Origin of the sequence: Solimonas soli DSM 21787 (assembly GCF_000474945.1) — a bacterium.
GTDB classification, from domain to species: domain Bacteria; phylum Pseudomonadota; class Gammaproteobacteria; order Nevskiales; family Nevskiaceae; genus Solimonas; species Solimonas soli.
The window spans coordinates 33,562-52,242 of sequence record NZ_AXDW01000001.1 but is presented as its reverse complement, the minus strand read 5'-3'; the positions used below and the strand labels follow the sequence as shown (position 1 = coordinate 52,242).

Below are 18,681 nucleotides of genomic sequence, written 5' to 3'. Positions count from 1 at the left end.
TCAGGACCAGTACGGCCGCGTGCCGTAGAACTCGTGGACCGACGTCGCCCAGGCCGGATCGGCCATCGACGGCCAGTGTTCCTTGTCGAAGCCGGGCGCCGATTTCAGGCGATTGCGATCGACGTCCAGCACGAAGCAATGGCGGTCGGCGTCGAGCGTCATCGCCGACCAGGGAATTGCGAACAGCTTGTCGCCGATGCCGAGCAGGCCGCCGCTCGACAGCACCGCGTAGGCGACCTGTCCGCTCGGCACGTCGATCATGATGTCGCGGATCTTGCCGAGATCCTCGCCCGCCGCGTTGACGACGCGATCGCCTTCCAGCGTATCGGCCGCCATGACTTCCGGGCCCGGGCCCGAGGTGTTGTCGCTGCCGCCGATGATCGGCGTCATGCCTTCCTGGGAAAAAGTCGAAATGGCCATGCGGTCCTCCGTGGTTCGAGCCGCAGGACCGCAAGCGGCGTACCTGAACGGTGGCCGTACCGGCACTGGCACGGGCGTTGCGCCAAACAGCTCGCGAAGCGAATTTCCCGTCGATTGCAGAGGAGAAAAAGCCGATGAGCCAGGCGCTGATATCACTGTCCCGACAGGCCACCATCTCGATGTCACCGCGTTTGCAGCACGCCATCCGCCTGCTGCAGCTACCGGCCGTCGAGTTCGAGCAGGAATTGCAGAATGCACTTGCCAACAACCCCTTTCTGGAAGAAAGCGACAACGAGGGCGAGGATGCAGTCGACGACTTGCCCCTGCCGGAAGGCGCCTATCCGGATCGCGACGGCGCGCGCGCCATGCGCGGCGACGACGAGTGGAATGCGCTCGATCACATCGCCGCGCCCGGCGATCTGCATACGCATCTGCGCGCGCAGCTTGACGCGGCGCCGCTGCATCCGCGCGATCGCGCGCTGATCGAGCTGCTGATCGCCACACTCGACGACGATGGCTATCTGCGCGACGACGTCCTGGCGAACGCCGAAGCGGCCGGGCTCGATCCGGCGCCGCAGCCGTCCGAGATCGACACCGCGCTCGCCTTCGTGCGGCGCCTCGATCCGGTCGGCATCGGCGCGCGCGATCTGCACGAATGCCTGCGCCTGCAGCTCGGCGTGATCGATGCCGACGAGGATGACCGCGCGCTCGCGCAGACCGTGCTCAACGAATGCCTCGACCTGCTGACCCGTCGCGACTTCGCGGCGATCCGCCGCCGCACCGGCGCCGACGAATGCGCCGTCAGCCGCGCCTGCAAGCTGCTGCGCCGTCTCGATCCGTATCCCGGCCATCGCTACTCGCAGCCGGCCGCCGAATATGTGGTGCCGGACGTCATCGTCGTGCCGCGCGGCGGCCGGCTCGTCGCCGTCGGCAATCCGGCGCTGCAGTTGCGCGCGCGGCTCAATCGCCGCTACATTGATCTGTTCCTGCAGCAGAATCGCGAGCGGCGCAGCCCGGCGCTGTCGCAGCAGCTGCAGGAGGCGCGCTGGATGCTGCGCAACGCCGGCCAGCGTCTGGTGACGATCGAACGCGTCGCCAACGAAATCCTGCGCCGCCAGCCCGGCTTCTTCGTGCATGGCGACTTGGCGCTGCGGCCGATGCAGCTGCGCGAGGTGGCCATGGAACTGAACCTGCACGAATCGACGGTTTCGCGGGCGACGTCGAACAAGTACATGGCCACGCCGTCCGGCATGTACGAGCTGAAGCACTTCTTCTCGCGCGAGCTGCCGACGCGCGTCGGCAGCTGCTCGCCGGCATCGGTGCGCGCGGTGCTGCGCGAACTGATCGACAGCGAAGACGCGCAGGCGCCGCTGTCGGACGTCAGCCTGGCGCGCATGCTGAAGCAGCAGGGTATCCGCGTGGCGCGACGCACCGTGTCTAAATACCGCGGCATGATGAAGCTGCCGCCGGCGGAGCTGCGGCGGGCGGGGTGACGCGCTGCTTGCAAGGGACCTCGGGTCTCGTTGAGGGCTTTTGGTTTCGCGCTGTGGCGCGAGGTGCTTTTCTTCGCCTGGAGGCGCCTACGGTTGGTGCACAAGCAAAGAGAAGCCGGGCGCCGGCAGGCGAAATCAAACGCAAAAGAGGAACCAGGGCAGCGCAGAGCAAGCGAAGAAGCTGCGCCGCTAAGCCGCCGCCCGCGCCGTCGCGCGCTTCGGGCGCGCCATCGCTTCATCCAGTGCCTCCAGCCACTGCCGCACGAAGCGTTCGGGGCCGAAGCGCAGCTGCATCGTCGAGCGCGCGGCGTCGCCCCAGCGCTGCGCCGTGTCGCGGTCGCGGCTCAGCATGCGCATGACGTCGATCAGCGTCTCGATATTGGTATCGACCCAGCCGTTGACGCCGTTCTCGATCACCGTGGGCAGCTCGGTGGTCGCCATGCCGACGATCGGCATGCCGATCGCCATCGCCTCGACCACCGCCAGCGCCATGCTCGTCCAGCGCGCCGGCTGGAACAGGTAGCGATAGCCGCCGATGAAGTCCGGCAGCTGCGCGTTGACGATCTCGCCGACGCCGCCGGGCACGAGATGCGAGTCCATGCCGGCCAGCGCCAGCGGCACCTCGCGCTGCGCGCGCAGGTAGAGGTCGTGACCGAGGCGACGGCCGCGCCGCGCGAGATGGTTGACGACGGCGATGCCGGCCGGATCGTCGCCGCGCCACGCCGCGTCGGGCGCCACGAAGGCGGTGTGGTCGATGACGCGCGTCGGCAGCTCGCCGTTGTCCCACATCAGCGCGTTGAACGGCGTCACGTGCACCAGCAGATCGGCGTCCTGCGCCCGGTGCGGCGTGTCGCAGGGATGCTGCTGCGGCGGATCGTGCTCGAGATAGATGCAGGGCAGCTCGCGCTGCGCCGCGCTCAGCACGTCGTGGCGGTCGACGTCCCAGTGCTGGCGCGACTGATAGAGCACCAGATCGAAGGCCTGCCGCGCCACTTCGCCCTGCGGCACCTCGTGCACGTTGCGGCCCCAGGGCAGGCCGGCGCCGCGGCCGCCGTAGCCGGGCGGGTAAGCGGGCCGCGTCACCAGCCACCATTCGACCGGCACCTGCGAGAGGTAGTAGAGGTAGTTGCCGTGCACCTGCCAGGTCAGCACGCGCAGCGGCTTCGGCCTCGATGCCTCAGGCGACATGGCGGACTCCGCGATCGAGCAGCTGACGGGCGGCGGCGAGCACGGCCTCGACGTCGATCGCCGTCGCGCAGGGATGGCCGGGATACGGACATTCGACGTGCAGGCAGGGCCGGCACGGCGGCGCCTCGGCCAGCACCTGGTGCAGATCGCGGCGCAGCGGCGCCCAGCGCTTCGCGTCGCCGCCGGAGGAAATGATGATGCTCGGCGTGCCGACCGCGGCGGCGACGTGCGAGATGCCGGTGTCGTTGGCGACCAGCAGCGCGGCACGCGCGACGATCTCGGCCAGCGCGCCGACCGAGGTGCGGCCGGCGAAATCGCCGAGCGCGATGCCCGGCGGCAGGCGCAGGCCGTTGCGCAGCTCGTTGTTCTGCGCGATCTCCGCGGCCGAGCCGGTCAGGGCCAGCGAGTAGCCGGCGGCGGCGAGCCGCGCGGCGACCGCGCGGAAGCGCGCCAGCGGCCAGCGCCGCGAAGGCAGGCGCGCACCGGCGTGGATGCATACGTAGCGGCGGCCGGCGAGGCCGGCCTGTGCGAGCAGCAGCGAGCTCTCGCAGCGTTCCAGCGCCTGCACCGGCAGATCGATGACGTCGTCGCCGCGGGCGCCGAGGTGACGCAGCAGGCGCAGCCAGCGCTCGATCTCGCCCTCGTCGTCGCGCCACGGCAGGAAAGCAGCGCCGTCGGCCGACGGCGCCCCGGCCGGCCGGAAGCCGGCGACGCGCGCCGCGCCGAACGCGGCGACCAGGCCGTTGCTGCGCTCGCCGCTGCCGTGCAGCTGGATGGCGAGATCGAAGCGCCGGGCGCGTACCGCGCCGAGAAAATCGCGAAGGCGCGGCTCGTGCCGCGGGTCGTCCGGCAGCTCCTCGCCGAGCGGATACTCGAGCCAGTGATCGAGATAGTGCCGGTAGCGCGCCGTGAACGGCTGGGTCCAGGGCAGACCGATCAGCGTGATCTCGGCCTGCGGCGCCGCGCCGCGCAGCGCACGCAGGGCAGGCACCGTACACAGCAGGTCGCCGAGATGCAGGGCGCGGAACACGGCGATGCGGCGCGGACGTCGCGCGAGCAGCGGCGCGTCGGCGGGCAGGGCGGCGTTCACGCGAAGGCCACCCGGAAGCGGAGGCTGCCGACGATGCGCCAGAACACCGCGAGCGGCGGGATCGCCGCCGAGGTCAGCAGCATCTCGGCGACGTGCCGCGCATCGCGTCGCGCGCCGCGCAGGCGGCGCGCGCTGAAGGCGAGTGTCGCCAGCAGCCAGCCGGTGAAGGCGGCCAGCGCCGGCGCCGTCGCGCCGGCGACGGCGCCGAGCAGCGCGGTGATCAGCAGGGCGACGATCGCGTAGTAGTCCCAGCGCGGCCGCGCACGGATGCGCTGGCGATACAGGCGCGGATGCTTCTTGTAGAGCAGCGCGTCGAACTGCACCTTGCGCTGCTGCCGGAGGCTCACGCCGAAGCCGGCCGGCCGCACCGGGTGAATGACCACGGCGCCCGTGGTGCGCGCCAGCGGCAGGCCGCGCTCGAGCAGCGTGAACTGCAGGTCCGAGTCTTCGCGCCAGGCCGCCTCGAAGCGTTCGTCGAAGCCGCCGATCGCGGCGAGCGCGTCGCGCCGCACGAAGCAGTTGGCGGTGACGAACTCGGCTTGCGCGAGGCCGGCGGCGTCGCGCTCGTAGTCGGTCGGCGCTGCGGGCAGCGGCACGATCACGCGGCCGCCGAGCGCGCACACACCCTGCCGGCGCAGCTCGCGCAGACCGTCGGCCAGCCAGGCGCGATCGGGGATGGTGTCGTCGTCGGTGAAGGCGATGAGCGCGCCGCGCGCGGCGCGCCAGCCGGCATTGCGCACATGCGCCGGGCCGCGGCCGTCGTTCACCGCCAGATAGCGCAGCGCCGGGCCGTCGCGATGCAGGCGCTGCAGATGTGCGACGGCGCGCCGCGTCGCCGCATCGGGGCGGTCGTTGGCGACGATGATCTCGTAGTCGTCGCGGGCGAGCTTCTGGTTCAGCAGCGCGAGCAGGCAGCGTTGCAGCATCTGCGGCCGGCCCATCGTCGGCACGACCACCGATACCGCCGGTTGCGGCGCAGCCGCGGGCCGATCCTCCGTCATGCCGACCGGCTCGAGGGCGGGGCTCAGGCCGTCGTCCATTGCGGCTTCTCGATCAGGAACGGGCCGATGACCAGCGCGTCGAGCGGCGAGGTCCAGAAGGTTTCGAGCGCATCGCGCGGCGAGCAGATCATCGGCTCGCCGCGCGTGTTGAACGAGGTGTTGACCAGCACCGGCACGCCGGTGCGGCGCTCGAAGGCGCGCAGCAGTTCGTAGTACGGCTCGTTCTGCTCGCGGCGCACGGTCTGCACGCGCGCCGTGCCGTCGACGTGGCGCACGGCGGGAATGCGTTCGGCCTTGGCCGGATCGACGTCGAACACGAACAGCATGAACGGCGCCGGCACGCCGCTCTGCTTGCCGCTCGCCGGCGGCGGCGCGTTGACGACGGCCTGCAGGGCGACGGCCTCGCGGCGCCGGAACCATTCGAGCGCGCGCTCCTCCAGCACGACCGGCGCCACCGGCCGGAAGTCCTCGCGATCCTTGATCTCGTTGAGGCGCTGCTGCATGGCCGGCGAGCACGGCGAGGCGAGGATCGAGCGCGCGCCGAGCGCGCGCGGCCCGAATTCCATGCGGCCCTGGAACCAGCCGATCACCTTGTCCTCGGCAAGCAGCGCGGCGGTCTCCTCGGCAAGGTCGCCGAGGCGCCGGTACGGCAGCTTCGACCAGCGGAGGAACCGCTCGATCTCGTCTTCGCCGTAGCGCGGACCGAGACAGGCATGGTGCATCACCCAGTGCGACTCGCGCGGCGCGCGCGCTCTCTCGGTCCAGTCGACCCACAGCGCGGCGCCGAGCGCCGTGCCGGCGTCGCCGGCGGCAGGTTGCACCCAGACCTCGTCGAAAGGCCCTTCGTCGCGCACGCGCGCGTTCATCACGCAATTGAGCGCGACGCCGCCGGCCATGGCCAGCCGGCGCGCGCCCGAGGCCTTGTGCAGCCAGCCGACCAGCTTGAGCACGGTTTCCTCGAGCACCAGCTGCAGCGACGCGGCGATGTCGTAATGGCGCTGCTCGAGGCGTCCGCCGCGCTCGCGCGGTGCGCCGAACAGCTCGACCAGGTCGAACGGCGCGACCACGTAGCCGCCGTCGCCGTCGACGCTGATCAGGCCGCGGAACACGTCGGCGTGGCGCGGCGTGCCGAAGGAGGCGAGCGCCATGACCTTGTACTCGTCGCAGCTGTGCAGGAAGCCGAGCCAGCGCGTGACGTCCTCGTAGAGCAGGCCGAGCGAGTGCGGCAGATTGGTCTGCCGCAGCCGCCGGTAGCGGCCGTGCTCGAACACGCCGCAGCTGGTCGTCGCGCGCTCGCCGCGGCCGTCCATGGTCAGCACCGCGCAGTGCTCGAAGGGCGCGGCGAGGAAAGCGCTGGCCTCGTGCGCGAGATGATGCTCGACGTAGCGCCAGCGCTCGGCGACTTGCTCGTGCGTGGCGCCCTTGAAGCGCCGGCGCAGATGATGCGGCGCGCCGTCGACGAGCTGGCGCGGCGCGTTGACGACGTAGGCGAGGAACAGCGGATCCCAGGGGCTGGTCGTGGGGGTCGCGCGCGCGCGCCGCGAGGGCTCGAGCGGCAGGCGGATCGAGGCGGGCAGCTTCGCCAGATCGGCGAGCGTCGAGGCGCGCACCATGACGCCGTCCCAGGCCGGGACGCTGCCGGTCTCGCGCGCCGCCGGCGCGCCATCGGCGGCGAGCAGCGTGGGATCGAAGGAATAGGCGATGCGGTCGACGTCGGCGAGCGTGACGCCGGCCTCGGCGAGGCAGTAGTCGACCGCATGAAACGGCAGCTGCCAGCTGGTGAACGGCAACGGCCGCTTGCCGTGCTTGACGTGCGTGAAGCGCTCGTCCTCGGCGGCGGCGACGACGTCGCCGTCGCGCACGAGACAGGCGGCGCAGTCGTGGAAGGCGGCGTTGATGCCGAGGGTGATCATGGCGATGGGTCTCCGTTACCGCTTGATGTCGTCATCGATGAGCGCGGTGCTCGCCGCTCTGGATTCCCGCTTTCGCGGGAATGACGGCCACTCTGACTCCCTCTCCCCGCATGCGGGGAGAGGGTTGGGGTGAGGGGGCGGCGCGTAGCGCCGCAGCCGTTCGTTCCTCGCGTGCGTGATGCGATTCCGGCGGCGAAACGACGATGTGTTGTAGCTGACGCTCATCGGGATGACTTCTCTCCTAAGCCGCAGCCTGCGGTTGTCGTGTCGCGAGCAACTCCAGCGCGGCATCGGCGACGGCGCGCGGCTCGATGCCACGCAGGCAAGCGTGGTGCCCGCTCGGGCAGACGCTGCGGTAGCACCAGCGGCAGTCGACGTCGTGCATGAGCACACGGCTCGGCACCTGCCAGGGCGTGTGCTGCGGGTTGGTCTGCGCGTAGAGATCGACGACCGGCGTGCCGAGCGCCGCGGCGAGATGCACGGGGCCGCTGTTGTTGCCGATCAGCACGCCGGCGGCGGCGATCGCGGCGCCGCACTGGCCGAGCGTCAGGCGGCCGGCGAACGAGTGCGTGCCTTCGCCGCCGGCCGCGGCGCGCACGGCGTCGACGGTCGCGCACTCTTCGGGCGTGCCGCCGAACACGATCGGCAGGCGCGTTTCGCGGCGCAGCAGGCGCAGCGCCGCGGCGAACAGCTCCGGCGGATAGCGGCGCGAGGTGGCGCTGGCGCCGGGATGCACGAGCAGCCAGGGCGTACCGGGCGCGATGCCGTGCTCGCGCAGCAGCGCGGCGACCGTCGCGCGGTCGCCGGCGTCGACGCGGAACGACAGGCGCGGGTCGCGGCAGCCGGCGCCGAGCGCGGCGACCAGATCGAGCTGGCGCTGCACTTCGTGGCGCGTCGGCATGCCGGTCTCCGGTTCGACGATGCGGTCGCTGATCAGCCGGTAGGGATTCTCGCGGCAGTGCGCGGCGACCGTCGGGATGCCGGCGAGGCGCAGCAGCATGGCGGCCGGCAACGGGCTCTGGCTGAACACGGTGAAGATCACCGCGGCGTCGTAGCGCCCGGCGCGCAGACGCGCGATCAGCGACTCGTCGGCGGCGATGCCGGCGTCGGCCGGGTGCGCGGCCCAGGGCGCGTCGTAGACGATCGCCTCGTCGACTTGCGGAATGTGCGCGGCCGCCGCGGCGCCGCTGCGCGAGGCGAGCAGCGTCAGATGGCGGCCGGGTGCCGCCTCGCGCAGCGCGCGCAGCGCCGGCGTCGTCATCAGCACGTCGCCGAGATTGTCGGTGCGCACGCAGAGGATGCGCCGCGCGGCACGCCAGACGGCGAGGCGGGCGGCGTCGAGCCGTGGCGGCATCAGGCCGCCGCCGCCAGCGCCGGCCAGCGCAGCGCAATGGTTTCGGCGGCGTCGGCGAGGCTGTGCGCGACGAAATCCGGCTCGCGCTTCGGGCCGGCGCGCCACTCGGTCTCGTTGCCGTTGTCGATGAGCACCGCGCGGCAGCCGGCGCGATGGCCGGCCTCGATGTCGTCGAGGATGTCGCCGATCATCCACGAGCGCGACAGATCGAGCGCCAGCTCGGCGGCGGCGCGGACCAGCATGCCGGGCGCCGGCTTGCGGCAGGGGCAGGCCGGCGCGGCGTCGCGCGCGTGCGGGCACCAGTGGAAGCCGGCCAGGCGCGCGCCGCAGGCGCCGAACATCGCGGCGAGATGATCGCCGACCCGATGCAGCGCGCTTTCGTCGAAGCGTCGCTCGGCGACGCCGGACTGGTTGCTGACGACGACCAGCGGCGCGCCCAGTTGCGCGAGCCGGTACAGGCCTTCGGCGGCGCCCGGCGCCAGCCGCATGCGCGCCGGTTCGACGTTGAAGGGAACGTCGTCGAGCAGGGTGCCGTCCTTGTCGAGAAAGATCGCGGGGCGCATCTCGGTTCTCCCTGGCCTCTCACGGCCACGAGGTTTCGCGCATCGGCAGCACCGTCATCTCCGGCACCACGCTGCCGGCCGGCAGGGTGAGGGCGAAGACGATGGCCTGCGCGACGTTGTCCGGTTCCTGCAGCAGCTCGGGATCGAGGTCGGGGAAGCGGTCGAGCAGGAACGGCGTGCGCATGCCGCCGGCGACGATCGCGGTGACCCTGATGCCCTGGCCGCGCAGCTCGGCGTGCAGCGCGTGCGACAGGCCGAGCAGGCCCCACTTGCTGGCGTGGTAGGCGGCCGCGTTCGGCCAGGCGCGCTTGGCGGCGGTCGAGGCGATGTTGATCACCTGGCCCTGGCTCGCGCGCAGATAGGGCAGGGCCAGCTTGGTGGTCAGGAACGGACCGTGCAGGTTCGTGCGCAGCACGGCTTCCCACTGCGCGACCGACAGCTCCTCGATCGGCAGCGTGACGTCGATGCCGGCGTTGTTGATCAGCGCATCGATGCGGCCGTGCTCGGCGGCGAGCGTCGCCAGCGCGGCCGATACCGAGGCCTCGCTGCCGACGTCGAAGGCGGTCGCGGTCGCGCGCAGACCGCGCTCGCGCAGCGCGCCGGCGGCGCGCTCGGCGCCTTCGGCGCGCAGATCGCCGACCACCGTCACCGCACCCTGCGCCGCCACCGCGCGGCAGATGGCGGCGCCGAGGCCGCGCGCGCCGCCGGTGACGACGACGACCTTGCCCGACAGCGCGCCGCCGGTCGCGGCGCGGCGCGCTTCGTCGTCGCGCTGTTCTTCGAGGCGCAGGGGCATGCGGGCGAACGAGGGGGCGATCATGGGCGGGCTCCGATCTCGACGGCGGCGGGCAGCGGCAGCGGACGCCGCGCCGAGCGCAGGGCGCGCGCGTAAACGGCCTCCATCTGCGTGGCGACGCGCTGCCAGGTGTAGTGGCGCCAGGCGCGGCGGCGGCCGGCGGCGCCGAGCGCGGCGCGCCGCGCCGGATCGGCGGCCAGCTCGGCGAGACGATCGGCGAGTGCCTGCGGATCGCGCGGCGGCACCAGCAGGCCGGTGACGCCGTCGCGTACCGTGGTGCGGATGCCGCCGACCGCCGCGCCGATCACCGGCACGCCGCAGGCCATGGCCTCGACCGGCGTGATGCCGAACGGTTCGTACCAGGGCGTGGTCACGAACACGTCGGACGCGCAGTAGAAATGATGGAGACGCTCGCGGCCGCGCCGGCCGATGAAGCGCACGCGCTCGCGCACGCCCAGCTCGCACGCCAGTCGTGCGAGGCGCCCGAGTTCCGGCGTGGCGACCTCGTTCGGCATCTCGGAATTGCCGCCGACCACCACCAGTTCCGCATCGACGCCGCGCTGCACCAGCAGCGCCAGCGCGCCGATCACGTTGTCGATGCCCTTGCGCGGCACGATGCGGCCGAGCTGCAGGATCGTGAAGCGCCGCGGCTCCCAGCCCAGCGCGGCACGCGCGGCGTCGCGCTCGAGCGGCGCAAATTCCTGCGGATCGAAGCCGCAGGGCACGATGTCGAGCTTGGCGGCATCGGCATCGTAGAGCGCGCGCAGGTCGGCGTGATCCTGCGGACACTCGGCGACGATGCGCGCGGCGCGGCGCACCAGCTCGCGCTCGATGGCGAAGCGCTGGTCGGGGAAGCCGTCGCGCTCGGCCTGGTGCGCGCGGCGCACCAGGCCGAGCGCGTGGAAAGTCATCACCAGCGGAATGTCGAGCGCCTGCGCGGTCTCGCAGGCGGCGAGGCCCGACATGAAGAAGTTGGCATGCAGCAGATCGTAGGGTCGCGAGGTCTCGCGGCAGAAGCGCAGCAGGAAATCGCTGAACTCGCCCATCATCGGCAGCAGCGCTTCCTTCGCCACGAAACGCGCCGGCCCGGCCGGCACGTGAATGACGCGCACGTTCGGCTGCCAGTGCTGCACGGTGGGCAGGAACGGGCGGTCGCGTCGCGTGAAGACATCGACACCGTAGCCGCGCCGGCCGAGCTGGCGCGCGAGGTGGCTGACGTAAACGTTCTGACCTCCGCTGTCGACACTGCCGGCCGTGGCCAGCGGTGACGCGTGCTCGCTGATCAGCGCGATTCTGTGCATGGTGCTCGTGCTCCGGGTGGACGTCGGAATGGCGGACGTAGGCGCAGAGCAGTTGCCATGCCCGAGCCGTTACGCGCGCCGTTGCATGAACCGTGACGCGGCCGTCCGCGCGCATGCGGCGGGCCGTCCTCGCGTGGCGGCGCGGGGGCACGCCGCCTGCGACAGCGCGGGCAGACCTTTCACCGGATCCCGGCATGGCGGCTCTACGCGACAGCTTCGGCATCGTCGACACCGTGCTGTTCACGGTCGGCGACAACGTGGTCACGATCGGCACGCTGCTCGCGCTGCTGGTCGCCAGCCTGCTGCTGCTGACGGTCGCGCGCGTCCTGCAGAACCGGCTGCTGCGCCACCTGCTGCGGCGCAGCCATCTCGACCGTTCGATGCAACAGACGATCGGCACGCTCGTGCACTATGCAGTGCTGACCATCGGCTTCATCATCATCATGCAGAACGTCGGCATCGACCTGTCGGCGTTCGGCGTACTGGCCGGCGCGCTCGGCGTCGGCGTCGGCTTCGGCCTGCAGAACATCTTCAGCAACGTCATCAGCGGCGTCATCGTCATGTTCGAGCGGCCCGTGCGTATCGGCGACCGCATCGAGATCGGCGGCAACGAGGGCGATGTCATCGCCATCCGCGCGCGCAGCACCGTGCTGCGCACCAGTCGCGGCGCGACGGTCATCGTGCCGAACCAGAAGTTCATCACCGAGTACGTGAAGAACTGGGAGAGCCGCGGCGAGCTGAGCTCGCTGCTGCTGCCGTTCAGGATCGTGCGCGAGCACGACGTCGAGGAGATCCGTGCCGCGATCGGCGAGGCGCTGAAGTCACGGCCGGAGCCGGCGCTTGATCCGCCGCCCCGCGTGTTCTTCACCGGCGCCGATGCCGGCGGTTACCAGTTCGAAGCACAGGTCTGGCTGGACGGCGATCCGATGCAGCGCGCCGAGATGCAGACAGGGCTGATGATCGAGGTGCATCGCCGGCTTGCGCGGCGCGGCATGAAGCTCGCCTGAAAGTACGCTCGCCTGAAGACGTGGATGGCGATGCCGCGAACGCCATTCACGGCACGGCGCTGCGGCCGCCGAGCGCCATCACCGTCTGGCGCGCCGCGGCGCGCAGCAGCAGCGCGACGCTGCCGGCCAGCGCCTCGTCGTACATCGCTTCGCAACCGCTGATCGAGACGACGATGCCGTCGAGCACGACGGCGCCGCCGAGCAGCGTGTCGCCGCGGCGCAGGCGCTGCGGCTGCTGCGTCAGCACGACCTGGCTGTCGAGCCCGGTTTCCCAGCTGAGCCGCGCCTTGGCGCGCGCGAAGCCGGCATAGTCGGCATCCCAGCGCGCGCGATCGAGGCCGAAGCTCGCTTCGAGCAGGATCGCCTGTTCGAAGGTGGCGTTCGCCGGGGTCAGGGCCGGGTCCAGGATCACCACGTGCACGACGCCGCTCTGGTTGATGGCGGTGTGGCAGGCGGCGGCTTCGAGCAGCGGCGCCGCCAGGTCGATCGCGCATTCGGCGGCGCGGCTGTCGGCGCAGGCGCTGCCGCGCGCGACGGCGGGCGGGGCATCGCTCGGGGCATCGTGCATCGCGCTCTCCTATCCGCGGCTGCGCGACAGCGCGGGCGAGGCCGGCGAGGCCGGCGGATCGCCGGCGGCCATCGCCTCGCGCGCGACGGCGTCGAGGGCGTCGTCGTCGGCCGCGGCGCCTTTCCGCTTGCCGGTCTCGCGGCGGCCGACGTGGTCCGGCGCGCCTTCGCGGCGATGCGCGCCGGTGCCGGCCACCAGCGGGCCCGGCGTGTCGGCGCCCACGCGCGTGCCGCGGTCGCGAGCCGATGCGCCGCCGGGCGGCGTCGACGACGGCGTCTCGCGCGGATGCCGCCGGTCCCGGGGATTGCTGGCGCGCGCCGCCTCCTGACGGGCGTCATCGGCGCGGCTGCTGTGCGTGCTCGACATGAGGTCCTCTCGATCGTGATGGGGGTGCATCGACGGCTCGCACATGGCGGGCCCGCCGCCGCCCTGAGCTGAACCCGCCGTGAAGAGGAATCTTTGCGCAAACGGCCGGTCGCACAGAGAAGCGCAGGATGCCGGCGCATCCCCGCTTCGATCTTCAACCGACCAGGAGGACGAGAGATGGCCACGACGGCAAAGACGGACAAGGCGACCCGCGGCGAATCGAGCGGCGGCGCGCGCGGCGGCGGCGGCGGGACGCTCCTGCGAGGGCCGCGCCGCGGCGGGCGCACCCCGCGCGTCAACGAGGAGCCGCCACGCGAACTGCATTTCGCGCAGGGCGACGAGCGCAGCGGTCGCGTCGGTGATCCGCGCCCGCGCCGGCAGCGGCGCGACGAATTTCCGCCGGCGCGCGTGCGCGAGGCCGGCCGCACCGCCGGCGAGATGGCGGATCACGAAGTCACCGCCGACGACATGACGCCGGAAACCCTGCTCGACGAGCAGCGCTCGCACACACCGGATGCATCGCGCGGCCGCGTGCCGCAGGACGGCAGGCTCAGCAGCGTGCCGGGCGCCGCGATCGGCGCGGGCGGCGGCGCCGACGAAGCCGAGCGCGCCGACAAGGAGCCGGTCGGACGCGGCGAGGCCGAGGCGCTGCGCCGCCGTGCGCGCGCACACGCCGCGGATGCCAACTACTTCGAGCGCCACGAGGCCGAGGCGCTCGCGGCCGCCGAGCGCGGGCGCCGCGGCACGCGCCGCGACCACGGCGAGGACCGCTGAACCGCGCGCCGCGCAGCGTCGTGAACCGCGCGCCCGTGCGCCGTGGCGCGACGATGCGAGGTCCGGCGCATGCGCCTTTCAGGCGGCGGCCGCGCCGGCCGGCGCCAGGCCGCCGCGCGTCACAAGCCGCTCGAAGTAGGGAATCGCGCGACGCAGCCCTTCGTCGAGCGCGATCTGCGGCTGCCAGTCGAGCAGGGTGCGCGCCAGCGTGATGTCGGGCCGGCGCTGGCGCGGATCGTCCGGCGGCAGCGGCCGGCGCACGATGCGCGAGCGCGAGCCGGTCAGCGCGATCACCTTCTGCGCGAGTTCCATGATCGTGAATTCGGCGGGGTTGCCGAGATTGAGCGGGCCGGTGATCGAGGCCTCGGCGTCCATCAGGCGCATCAGGCCGTCGACCAGTTCGTCGACGTAGCAGAAGGCGCGGCTCTGCGCGCCGTCGCCGTAGACGGTGATCGGCTCGTCGCGCAGCGCCTGCACGATGAAGTTCGACACCACGCGGCCGTCGTCCGGGTGCATGCGCGGTCCGTAGGTATTGAAGATGCGCGCGACCTTGATCTCCAGGCCGTGCTGGCGGTGATAGTCGAAGAACAGCGTCTCGGCGCAGCGCTTGCCTTCGTCGTAGCAGGAGCGGCGGCCGACCGGATTGACATGGCCCCAGTAGTGCTCGCTCTGCGGATGGATTTCCGGATCGCCGTACACCTCGCTGGTCGACGCCTGCAGGATGCGCGCGCGCACGCGCTTGGCCAGGCCGAGCATGTTGATCGAGCCGTGCACGCTGGTCTTGGTCGTCTGCACCGGATCGAACTGGTAATGCACCGGGCTCGCCGGGCAGGCGAGGTTGTAGATCTGGTCGACCTCGACGTAGAGCGGAAAGGTGATGTCGTGGCGCAGCAGCTCGAAGTCGGGATGGTCGAGCAGGCCGTGCAGGTTCTCGCGCGAGCCGGTGTAGAAGTTGTCCACGCACAGCACTTCGTCGCCGCGCGCCAGCAGCCGCTCGCAGAGATGCGAGCCGATGAAGCCGGCGCCGCCGGTGACGAGGATGCGGCGGGCGCGGCAGCGCGAGGCGCGGATCGGGCTCGACATGCGGAAACTCCTTCGAGGATCGGAGCGCGGCGCTTCGCAAGCGCGATGCCCAGCGGCGGAAGCGGACGGCGCGGCGGGCAACGTGCAGCTTGCACGACGCCGGCGCCGCTGTCGCGCGTCGCGCCGGCCGCGCGCGTCTCGAGTCCCCGCCTCGCGCCGCGCCCGCGCCGCGCGGCGGGCATCGCATGTGCGGGCTGGCGGCGCCGCAATTCCTTGCCAGCAGGAGACACAGATGCAGGACGCTTCGCGACGACAGTTTCTCAAGACCGCCGGCGCCGCGGCGGTGGCCGGTGCCGCGCTGCCCGCGGCGAGCGCGCCGCTACCGGCGCCGGCCGCGAAGGCGGGCACGGGCGCGCGCGATGCCTATGTGTTCTTCAATCCGCAGGAAGCGCGCTTCATCGAAGCCGCGGTCGCGCGCCTCATTCCGCTCGACGACATCGGCCCCGGCGCGCGCGAAGTGGGCGTGCAGAACTATCTCGACAAGCAGCTCGGCGGCGCCTGGGGCGCCGGCGAGCGTCTGTATCGCAGCGGGCCGTGGAAGGAGGGCATGCCTTCGCAGGGCTACCAGCTGCCGTACACGCCGGCCGAGCTGTTCCGCACCGCGCTGCGCGCCGTCGACGACGACGTGCAGAAGCAAAAGGGCAAGCGTTTCGACGCGCTGCCGCCCGCCGAGCAGGATGCTTATCTGACGCTGTTGCAGAAGGGCGGCAAGGATCTCGGCGGCGTGCCGTCGGCGGTGTTCTTCGAGTCGCTGCTCGGCATGACGATCGAAGGCTACTTCAGCGATCCGGTCTACGGCGGCAACCGCGACATGCTGGCCTGGAAGATGATCGGCTTCCCCGGCGCCTACGCCGGCTACTACCACCTCGTCGACCAGCACGGCATCAAGTTCGAGCGCGAGCCGATGAGCCTCGCCGAAGGCGTGCGCGGCGACGTGCACGTCGATCCGGACATTCCGGCCGACGGCGTCTACCACGACGGTCACGGCGCGGCGCCGACCGGCGGGGATCACGATGCGCCGCGCGGCGGAGGCCGATCCTGATGGCCACGCGACTTCCCGAGGTGGACGCGGTATGCCTCGGCGTCGGCCTCGTCGGCACGCTCCTCGGCCGCGAGCTGACGCGCGCCGGCCTCAAGGTCGTCGGCCTCGAGCGCGGCCCGCCGCGGCACACGGTGCCGGATTTCCAGGGTCCGCAGATGCACGACGAACTGCGCTACGCGGTGCGCAAGGCGCTGATGCAGGACAACACCAAGGAAACGGTGACCTTCCGCAACAACGCCGGCCAGACCGCGCTGCCGATCCGCCGCTGGGAGAGCTTCCTGCCCGGTACCGGTCTCGGCGGCAGCATGGTGCACTGGAACGGCCAGACCTATCGCTTCCAGGACACCGACTTCCGCATGCGCTCGCACAGCATCGAGCGCTACGGCGAAAAATTCATCGCGCCCGACCTGGCGATCCAGGACTGGGGCGTGACGGCGGCGGAGCTCGAACCGCACTACGACCGCTTCGAGTACCTGCTCGGCACCAGCGGCAAGGCCGGCAACCTCAAGGGCCGCAAGCAGGACGGCGGCAATCCCTTCGAGGATCCGCGCTCGCGCGACTATCCGACGCCGCCGATGAAGGAGCCGTATGGCTCGGCGATGTTCCGCAAGGCCGCCGCCGAACTCGGCTATCACCCGTTCCCGCAGCCCTCGTCGAACCTTTCGCAGCCGTACACCAATCCCGAGGGCGTGTCGCTCAAGGCCTGCATGTTCTGCGGCTACTGCGAGCGCTTCGGCTGCGAGCACTACGCCAAGTCGACGCCGCAGACCATCCTGCTGCCGATCCTCGAGAAGGAAAAGAACTTCGAGCTGCGCACCGGCTGCCAGATCACGCGCATCCATCTCGACCACAGCGGCAGGCATGCCACCGGCGTCTCGTACGTGGACGCCAGCGGGCGCGAGTTCGAGCAGCCGGCGCGGCTCTTCATCATGGGCATGTACGCGCTCAACAACGTGCGCATGCTACTGCTGTCCGGCATCGGCAAGCCCTACGATCCGAAGACGCGCAGCGGTGTCGTCGGCCGCAACTACGCCTATCAGACCATGAGCGCGCCGAAGGTCTTCTTCGACCGCAGCATCAACATCAATCCGTTCATGCGCTCCGGCGCCAACGGCACGCTGATCGCCGACTTCGTCTCCGACAATTTCGATCACGGCCCGCACGGCTTCGTCGGCGGCGCCTACATCGGCGAGGTGATGACCAACGGCCGGCCGATCGAATTCCACCCGACGCCGTCCGGCACGCCGGCCTGGGGCTCGGCCTGGAAGAAGGCGGTGGTCGAGCACTACAACCACACCTCGGTGATGTCGGTGCACGGCAGTTCGGTGTCGACCGTCTACAACTATCTCGATCTCGATCCAACCTACAAGGACGCCTGGGGCCTGCCGCTGCTGCGCATGACCTTCGACTTCCACGACAACGATCTGAAGATGTCGGCCTTCATCACCGAGAAGGCGGTGGAGATCGGCAAGGCGATGGGCGCCAGACAGGTCGAAGGCACGCCGCGCAAGGGGCCGTACACGATCACGCAGTACCAGACCACGCACAACACCGGCGGCACGGTGATGGGCAGCGATCCGACGACCAGCGTCGTCAATCCCTGGCTGCAGAGCTGGGACGTGCCGAACCTGTTCGTGATCGGCGCCTCGAACTTTCCGCAGAACGCCAGCTACAACCCGACCAACACGGTCGGCGCGCTGGCCTTGCGCGCCGCCGAGGCGATCGTCACGCGTTACCTCAAGAATCCCGGTCCGCTGGTGTCGACATGAGACATGAATCGTGCGGCGAGCGGCAGCGCCTGGTCGGCGGCTGCGTGGTGGTGACCGCGCTCGCGATCGGCCTGCTGCTCGCCAGCTGCCAGCGCAAGGAATCGACGGCCGAGAAAGCCGTGGACACGCCGATCAAGGTGGTCGAGCCGCCGCCGTCGCCGACCGACGTGCCGGAGGAACAGCTGCGGCTGGCCGGCAGGGGCGTCGCCACCAGCGGCGTCGGCACGGCCGGCATCCCGCCATGCACGAGCTGTCACGGCCAGCAGGGCGAAGGCAATGCGGCGGGCGGCTACCCGCGTATCGCCGGTCATCCGCGCGCTTACATCGAGTTGCAGCTCGACGCCTTTGCCGACGCCACGCGGGTGAATCCGATCATGCAGCCGATCGCCAAGAACCTCACGCGGGAGCAGCGCCACGCGGTCGCCGCGTACTACGCGACGCTGGAGCCGTCGCAGACGCCGGCGCCGCCGAAAGTGTCGGCGGGCGACGCGCGGCGCGCCGCCAGGCTGTCGGCGGTCGGCGACGAGTCGCGACAGCTGCAAGCCTGCGCCAACTGCCACGGCCCGGAAGGCCGCGGCGCGGCGCCGCGCTATCCGCCGCTGGCCGGCCAGCAAGCCGGCTATCTCGTCAACGCGCTCAAGGAATGGCGCAGCGGTGCCCGCCACACCGACCCGAGCGGCCAGATGCCGTCGATCGCCAGGGCGCTCGACGACGACGACATCCGCGCGCTCGCCGCGTATTTCGCCGCGCAGCCGGCGCCGCCGGCCGCCGGCAAGCGCAGCCGGCAGCCGCCCGGTGCGCCGACATCCGGCAGCGGTCCGGACGCCGCGGCGCCGCCCGCGCAGGGCGTCGGCTCCGAGCAGGGCCTGCCGCTGACCGGCGCGACGCCGGGCCGCCGGGACAGCGCACCGAAGCAAGGCGCGGACCGGCGCGACCAGCCTTGAGCGACGCGC

18 protein-coding genes are annotated in these 18,681 nt (G+C 71.5%); 6 read left to right on the top strand and 12 right to left on the bottom strand.

What is annotated here, in order from left to right; genetic code table 11:
* Positions 1-420 (bottom strand): PRC-barrel domain-containing protein, encoded by a 420-nt coding sequence (locus K344_RS0100250; RefSeq protein WP_028078990.1) that lies wholly within the window; start codon positions 418-420, stop codon positions 1-3.
* A 134-nt stretch (positions 421-554) separates the two neighbouring features.
* Between K344_RS0100250 and rpoN the strand changes: the two genes are divergently transcribed.
* On the top strand, positions 555-1,913 hold the full coding sequence (gene rpoN / locus K344_RS0100245) for an RNA polymerase factor sigma-54 (RefSeq protein ID WP_028078989.1): 1,359 nt from the start codon (positions 555-557) through the stop codon (positions 1,911-1,913).
* Between the two features lie 189 nt (positions 1,914-2,102).
* Here rpoN and K344_RS19395 read toward each other — a convergent pair whose 3' ends face one another.
* From K344_RS19395 to K344_RS19385, 8 genes are all read right to left on the bottom strand, one after another.
* Positions 2,103-3,101: a glycosyltransferase gene (locus tag K344_RS19395; RefSeq protein ID WP_051361709.1), complete on the bottom strand. Its 999-nt coding sequence runs from the start codon at positions 3,099-3,101 to the stop codon at positions 2,103-2,105.
* Entirely contained in the window at positions 3,091-4,191 is a 1,101-nt protein-coding gene (locus tag K344_RS0100235; RefSeq protein ID WP_051361708.1) for a glycosyltransferase family 9 protein, read from the bottom strand. Before K344_RS0100235 ends, K344_RS19395 begins: the two co-directional genes overlap by 11 nt.
* A complete protein-coding gene (locus K344_RS0100230) occupies positions 4,188-5,231 on the bottom strand; it encodes a glycosyltransferase family 2 protein (RefSeq protein WP_084196772.1) in 1,044 nt (347 codons plus the stop codon). Before K344_RS0100230 ends, K344_RS0100235 begins: the two co-directional genes overlap by 4 nt.
* Positions 5,216-7,105: a carbamoyltransferase family protein gene (locus tag K344_RS0100225; RefSeq protein ID WP_028078986.1), complete on the bottom strand. Its 1,890-nt coding sequence runs from the start codon at positions 7,103-7,105 to the stop codon at positions 5,216-5,218. The genes K344_RS0100230 and K344_RS0100225 overlap by 16 nt, the downstream gene beginning before the upstream one ends.
* Before the next feature lie 241 nt (positions 7,106-7,346).
* Positions 7,347-8,459 carry a glycosyltransferase family 9 protein gene (locus tag K344_RS19390; protein WP_051361707.1) on the bottom strand — a complete coding sequence of 371 codons (1,113 nt, stop codon included), beginning with the start codon at positions 8,457-8,459 and terminating at the stop codon, positions 7,347-7,349.
* A complete protein-coding gene (locus K344_RS0100215) occupies positions 8,459-9,022 on the bottom strand; it encodes a D-glycero-alpha-D-manno-heptose-1,7-bisphosphate 7-phosphatase (RefSeq protein WP_028078985.1) in 564 nt (187 codons plus the stop codon). Before K344_RS0100215 ends, K344_RS19390 begins: the two co-directional genes overlap by 1 nt.
* Before the next feature lie 19 nt (positions 9,023-9,041).
* Entirely contained in the window at positions 9,042-9,842 is an 801-nt protein-coding gene (locus K344_RS0100210) for an SDR family oxidoreductase (RefSeq protein ID WP_211234440.1), read from the bottom strand.
* On the bottom strand, positions 9,839-11,119 hold the full coding sequence (locus tag K344_RS19385) for a glycosyltransferase (RefSeq protein WP_043113518.1): 1,281 nt from the start codon (positions 11,117-11,119) through the stop codon (positions 9,839-9,841). The genes K344_RS0100210 and K344_RS19385 overlap by 4 nt, the downstream gene beginning before the upstream one ends.
* A gap of 194 nt (positions 11,120-11,313) precedes the next feature.
* On the opposite strand from K344_RS19385, the gene K344_RS22675 reads away from it, so the two are divergent.
* Positions 11,314-12,126 carry a mechanosensitive ion channel family protein gene (locus K344_RS22675; RefSeq protein ID WP_051361706.1) on the top strand — a complete coding sequence of 271 codons (813 nt, stop codon included), beginning with the start codon at positions 11,314-11,316 and terminating at the stop codon, positions 12,124-12,126.
* Positions 12,127-12,172: 46 nt separating this feature from the next.
* On the opposite strand, the gene K344_RS19375 is transcribed toward K344_RS22675, so the two are convergent.
* Complete coding sequence (locus K344_RS19375; RefSeq protein ID WP_051361705.1) at positions 12,173-12,694, bottom strand: hypothetical protein; 522 nt, start codon at positions 12,692-12,694, stop codon at positions 12,173-12,175.
* Between the two features lie 9 nt (positions 12,695-12,703).
* The gene (locus tag K344_RS23740; protein WP_157622692.1) at positions 12,704-13,510 is read right to left on the bottom strand and encodes a hypothetical protein; all 807 of its coding nucleotides are present in this window, start codon (positions 13,508-13,510) and stop codon (positions 12,704-12,706) included.
* Here K344_RS23740 and K344_RS23735 point away from each other — a divergent pair.
* The gene (locus tag K344_RS23735; RefSeq protein ID WP_157622691.1) at positions 13,499-13,834 is read left to right on the top strand and encodes a hypothetical protein; all 336 of its coding nucleotides are present in this window, start codon (positions 13,499-13,501) and stop codon (positions 13,832-13,834) included. The genes K344_RS23740 and K344_RS23735 overlap by 12 nt on opposite strands.
* A 78-nt stretch (positions 13,835-13,912) precedes the next feature.
* On the opposite strand, the gene K344_RS19365 is transcribed toward K344_RS23735, so the two are convergent.
* Positions 13,913-14,917: a UDP-glucuronic acid decarboxylase family protein gene (locus K344_RS19365; RefSeq protein ID WP_051361703.1), complete on the bottom strand. Its 1,005-nt coding sequence runs from the start codon at positions 14,915-14,917 to the stop codon at positions 13,913-13,915.
* 232 nt (positions 14,918-15,149) lie between these two features.
* Between K344_RS19365 and K344_RS19360 the strand changes: the two genes are divergently transcribed.
* Genes K344_RS19360 through K344_RS22665 form a run of 3 tightly spaced genes read left to right on the top strand, consistent with a single transcriptional unit; the run spans position 15,150 to position 18,672 of the window.
* Positions 15,150-15,959, top strand: coding sequence for a gluconate 2-dehydrogenase subunit 3 family protein (locus K344_RS19360; protein ID WP_051361702.1), 810 nt, complete (start codon positions 15,150-15,152; stop codon positions 15,957-15,959).
* Positions 15,959-17,728 (top strand): GMC family oxidoreductase, encoded by a 1,770-nt coding sequence (locus K344_RS0100170; RefSeq protein ID WP_028078982.1) that lies wholly within the window; start codon positions 15,959-15,961, stop codon positions 17,726-17,728. The genes K344_RS19360 and K344_RS0100170 overlap by 1 nt, the downstream gene beginning before the upstream one ends.
* Positions 17,725-18,672 (top strand): c-type cytochrome, encoded by a 948-nt coding sequence (locus K344_RS22665; RefSeq protein WP_051361701.1) that lies wholly within the window; start codon positions 17,725-17,727, stop codon positions 18,670-18,672. Before K344_RS0100170 ends, K344_RS22665 begins: the two co-directional genes overlap by 4 nt.
* Positions 18,673-18,681: the final 9 nt, after the last annotated feature.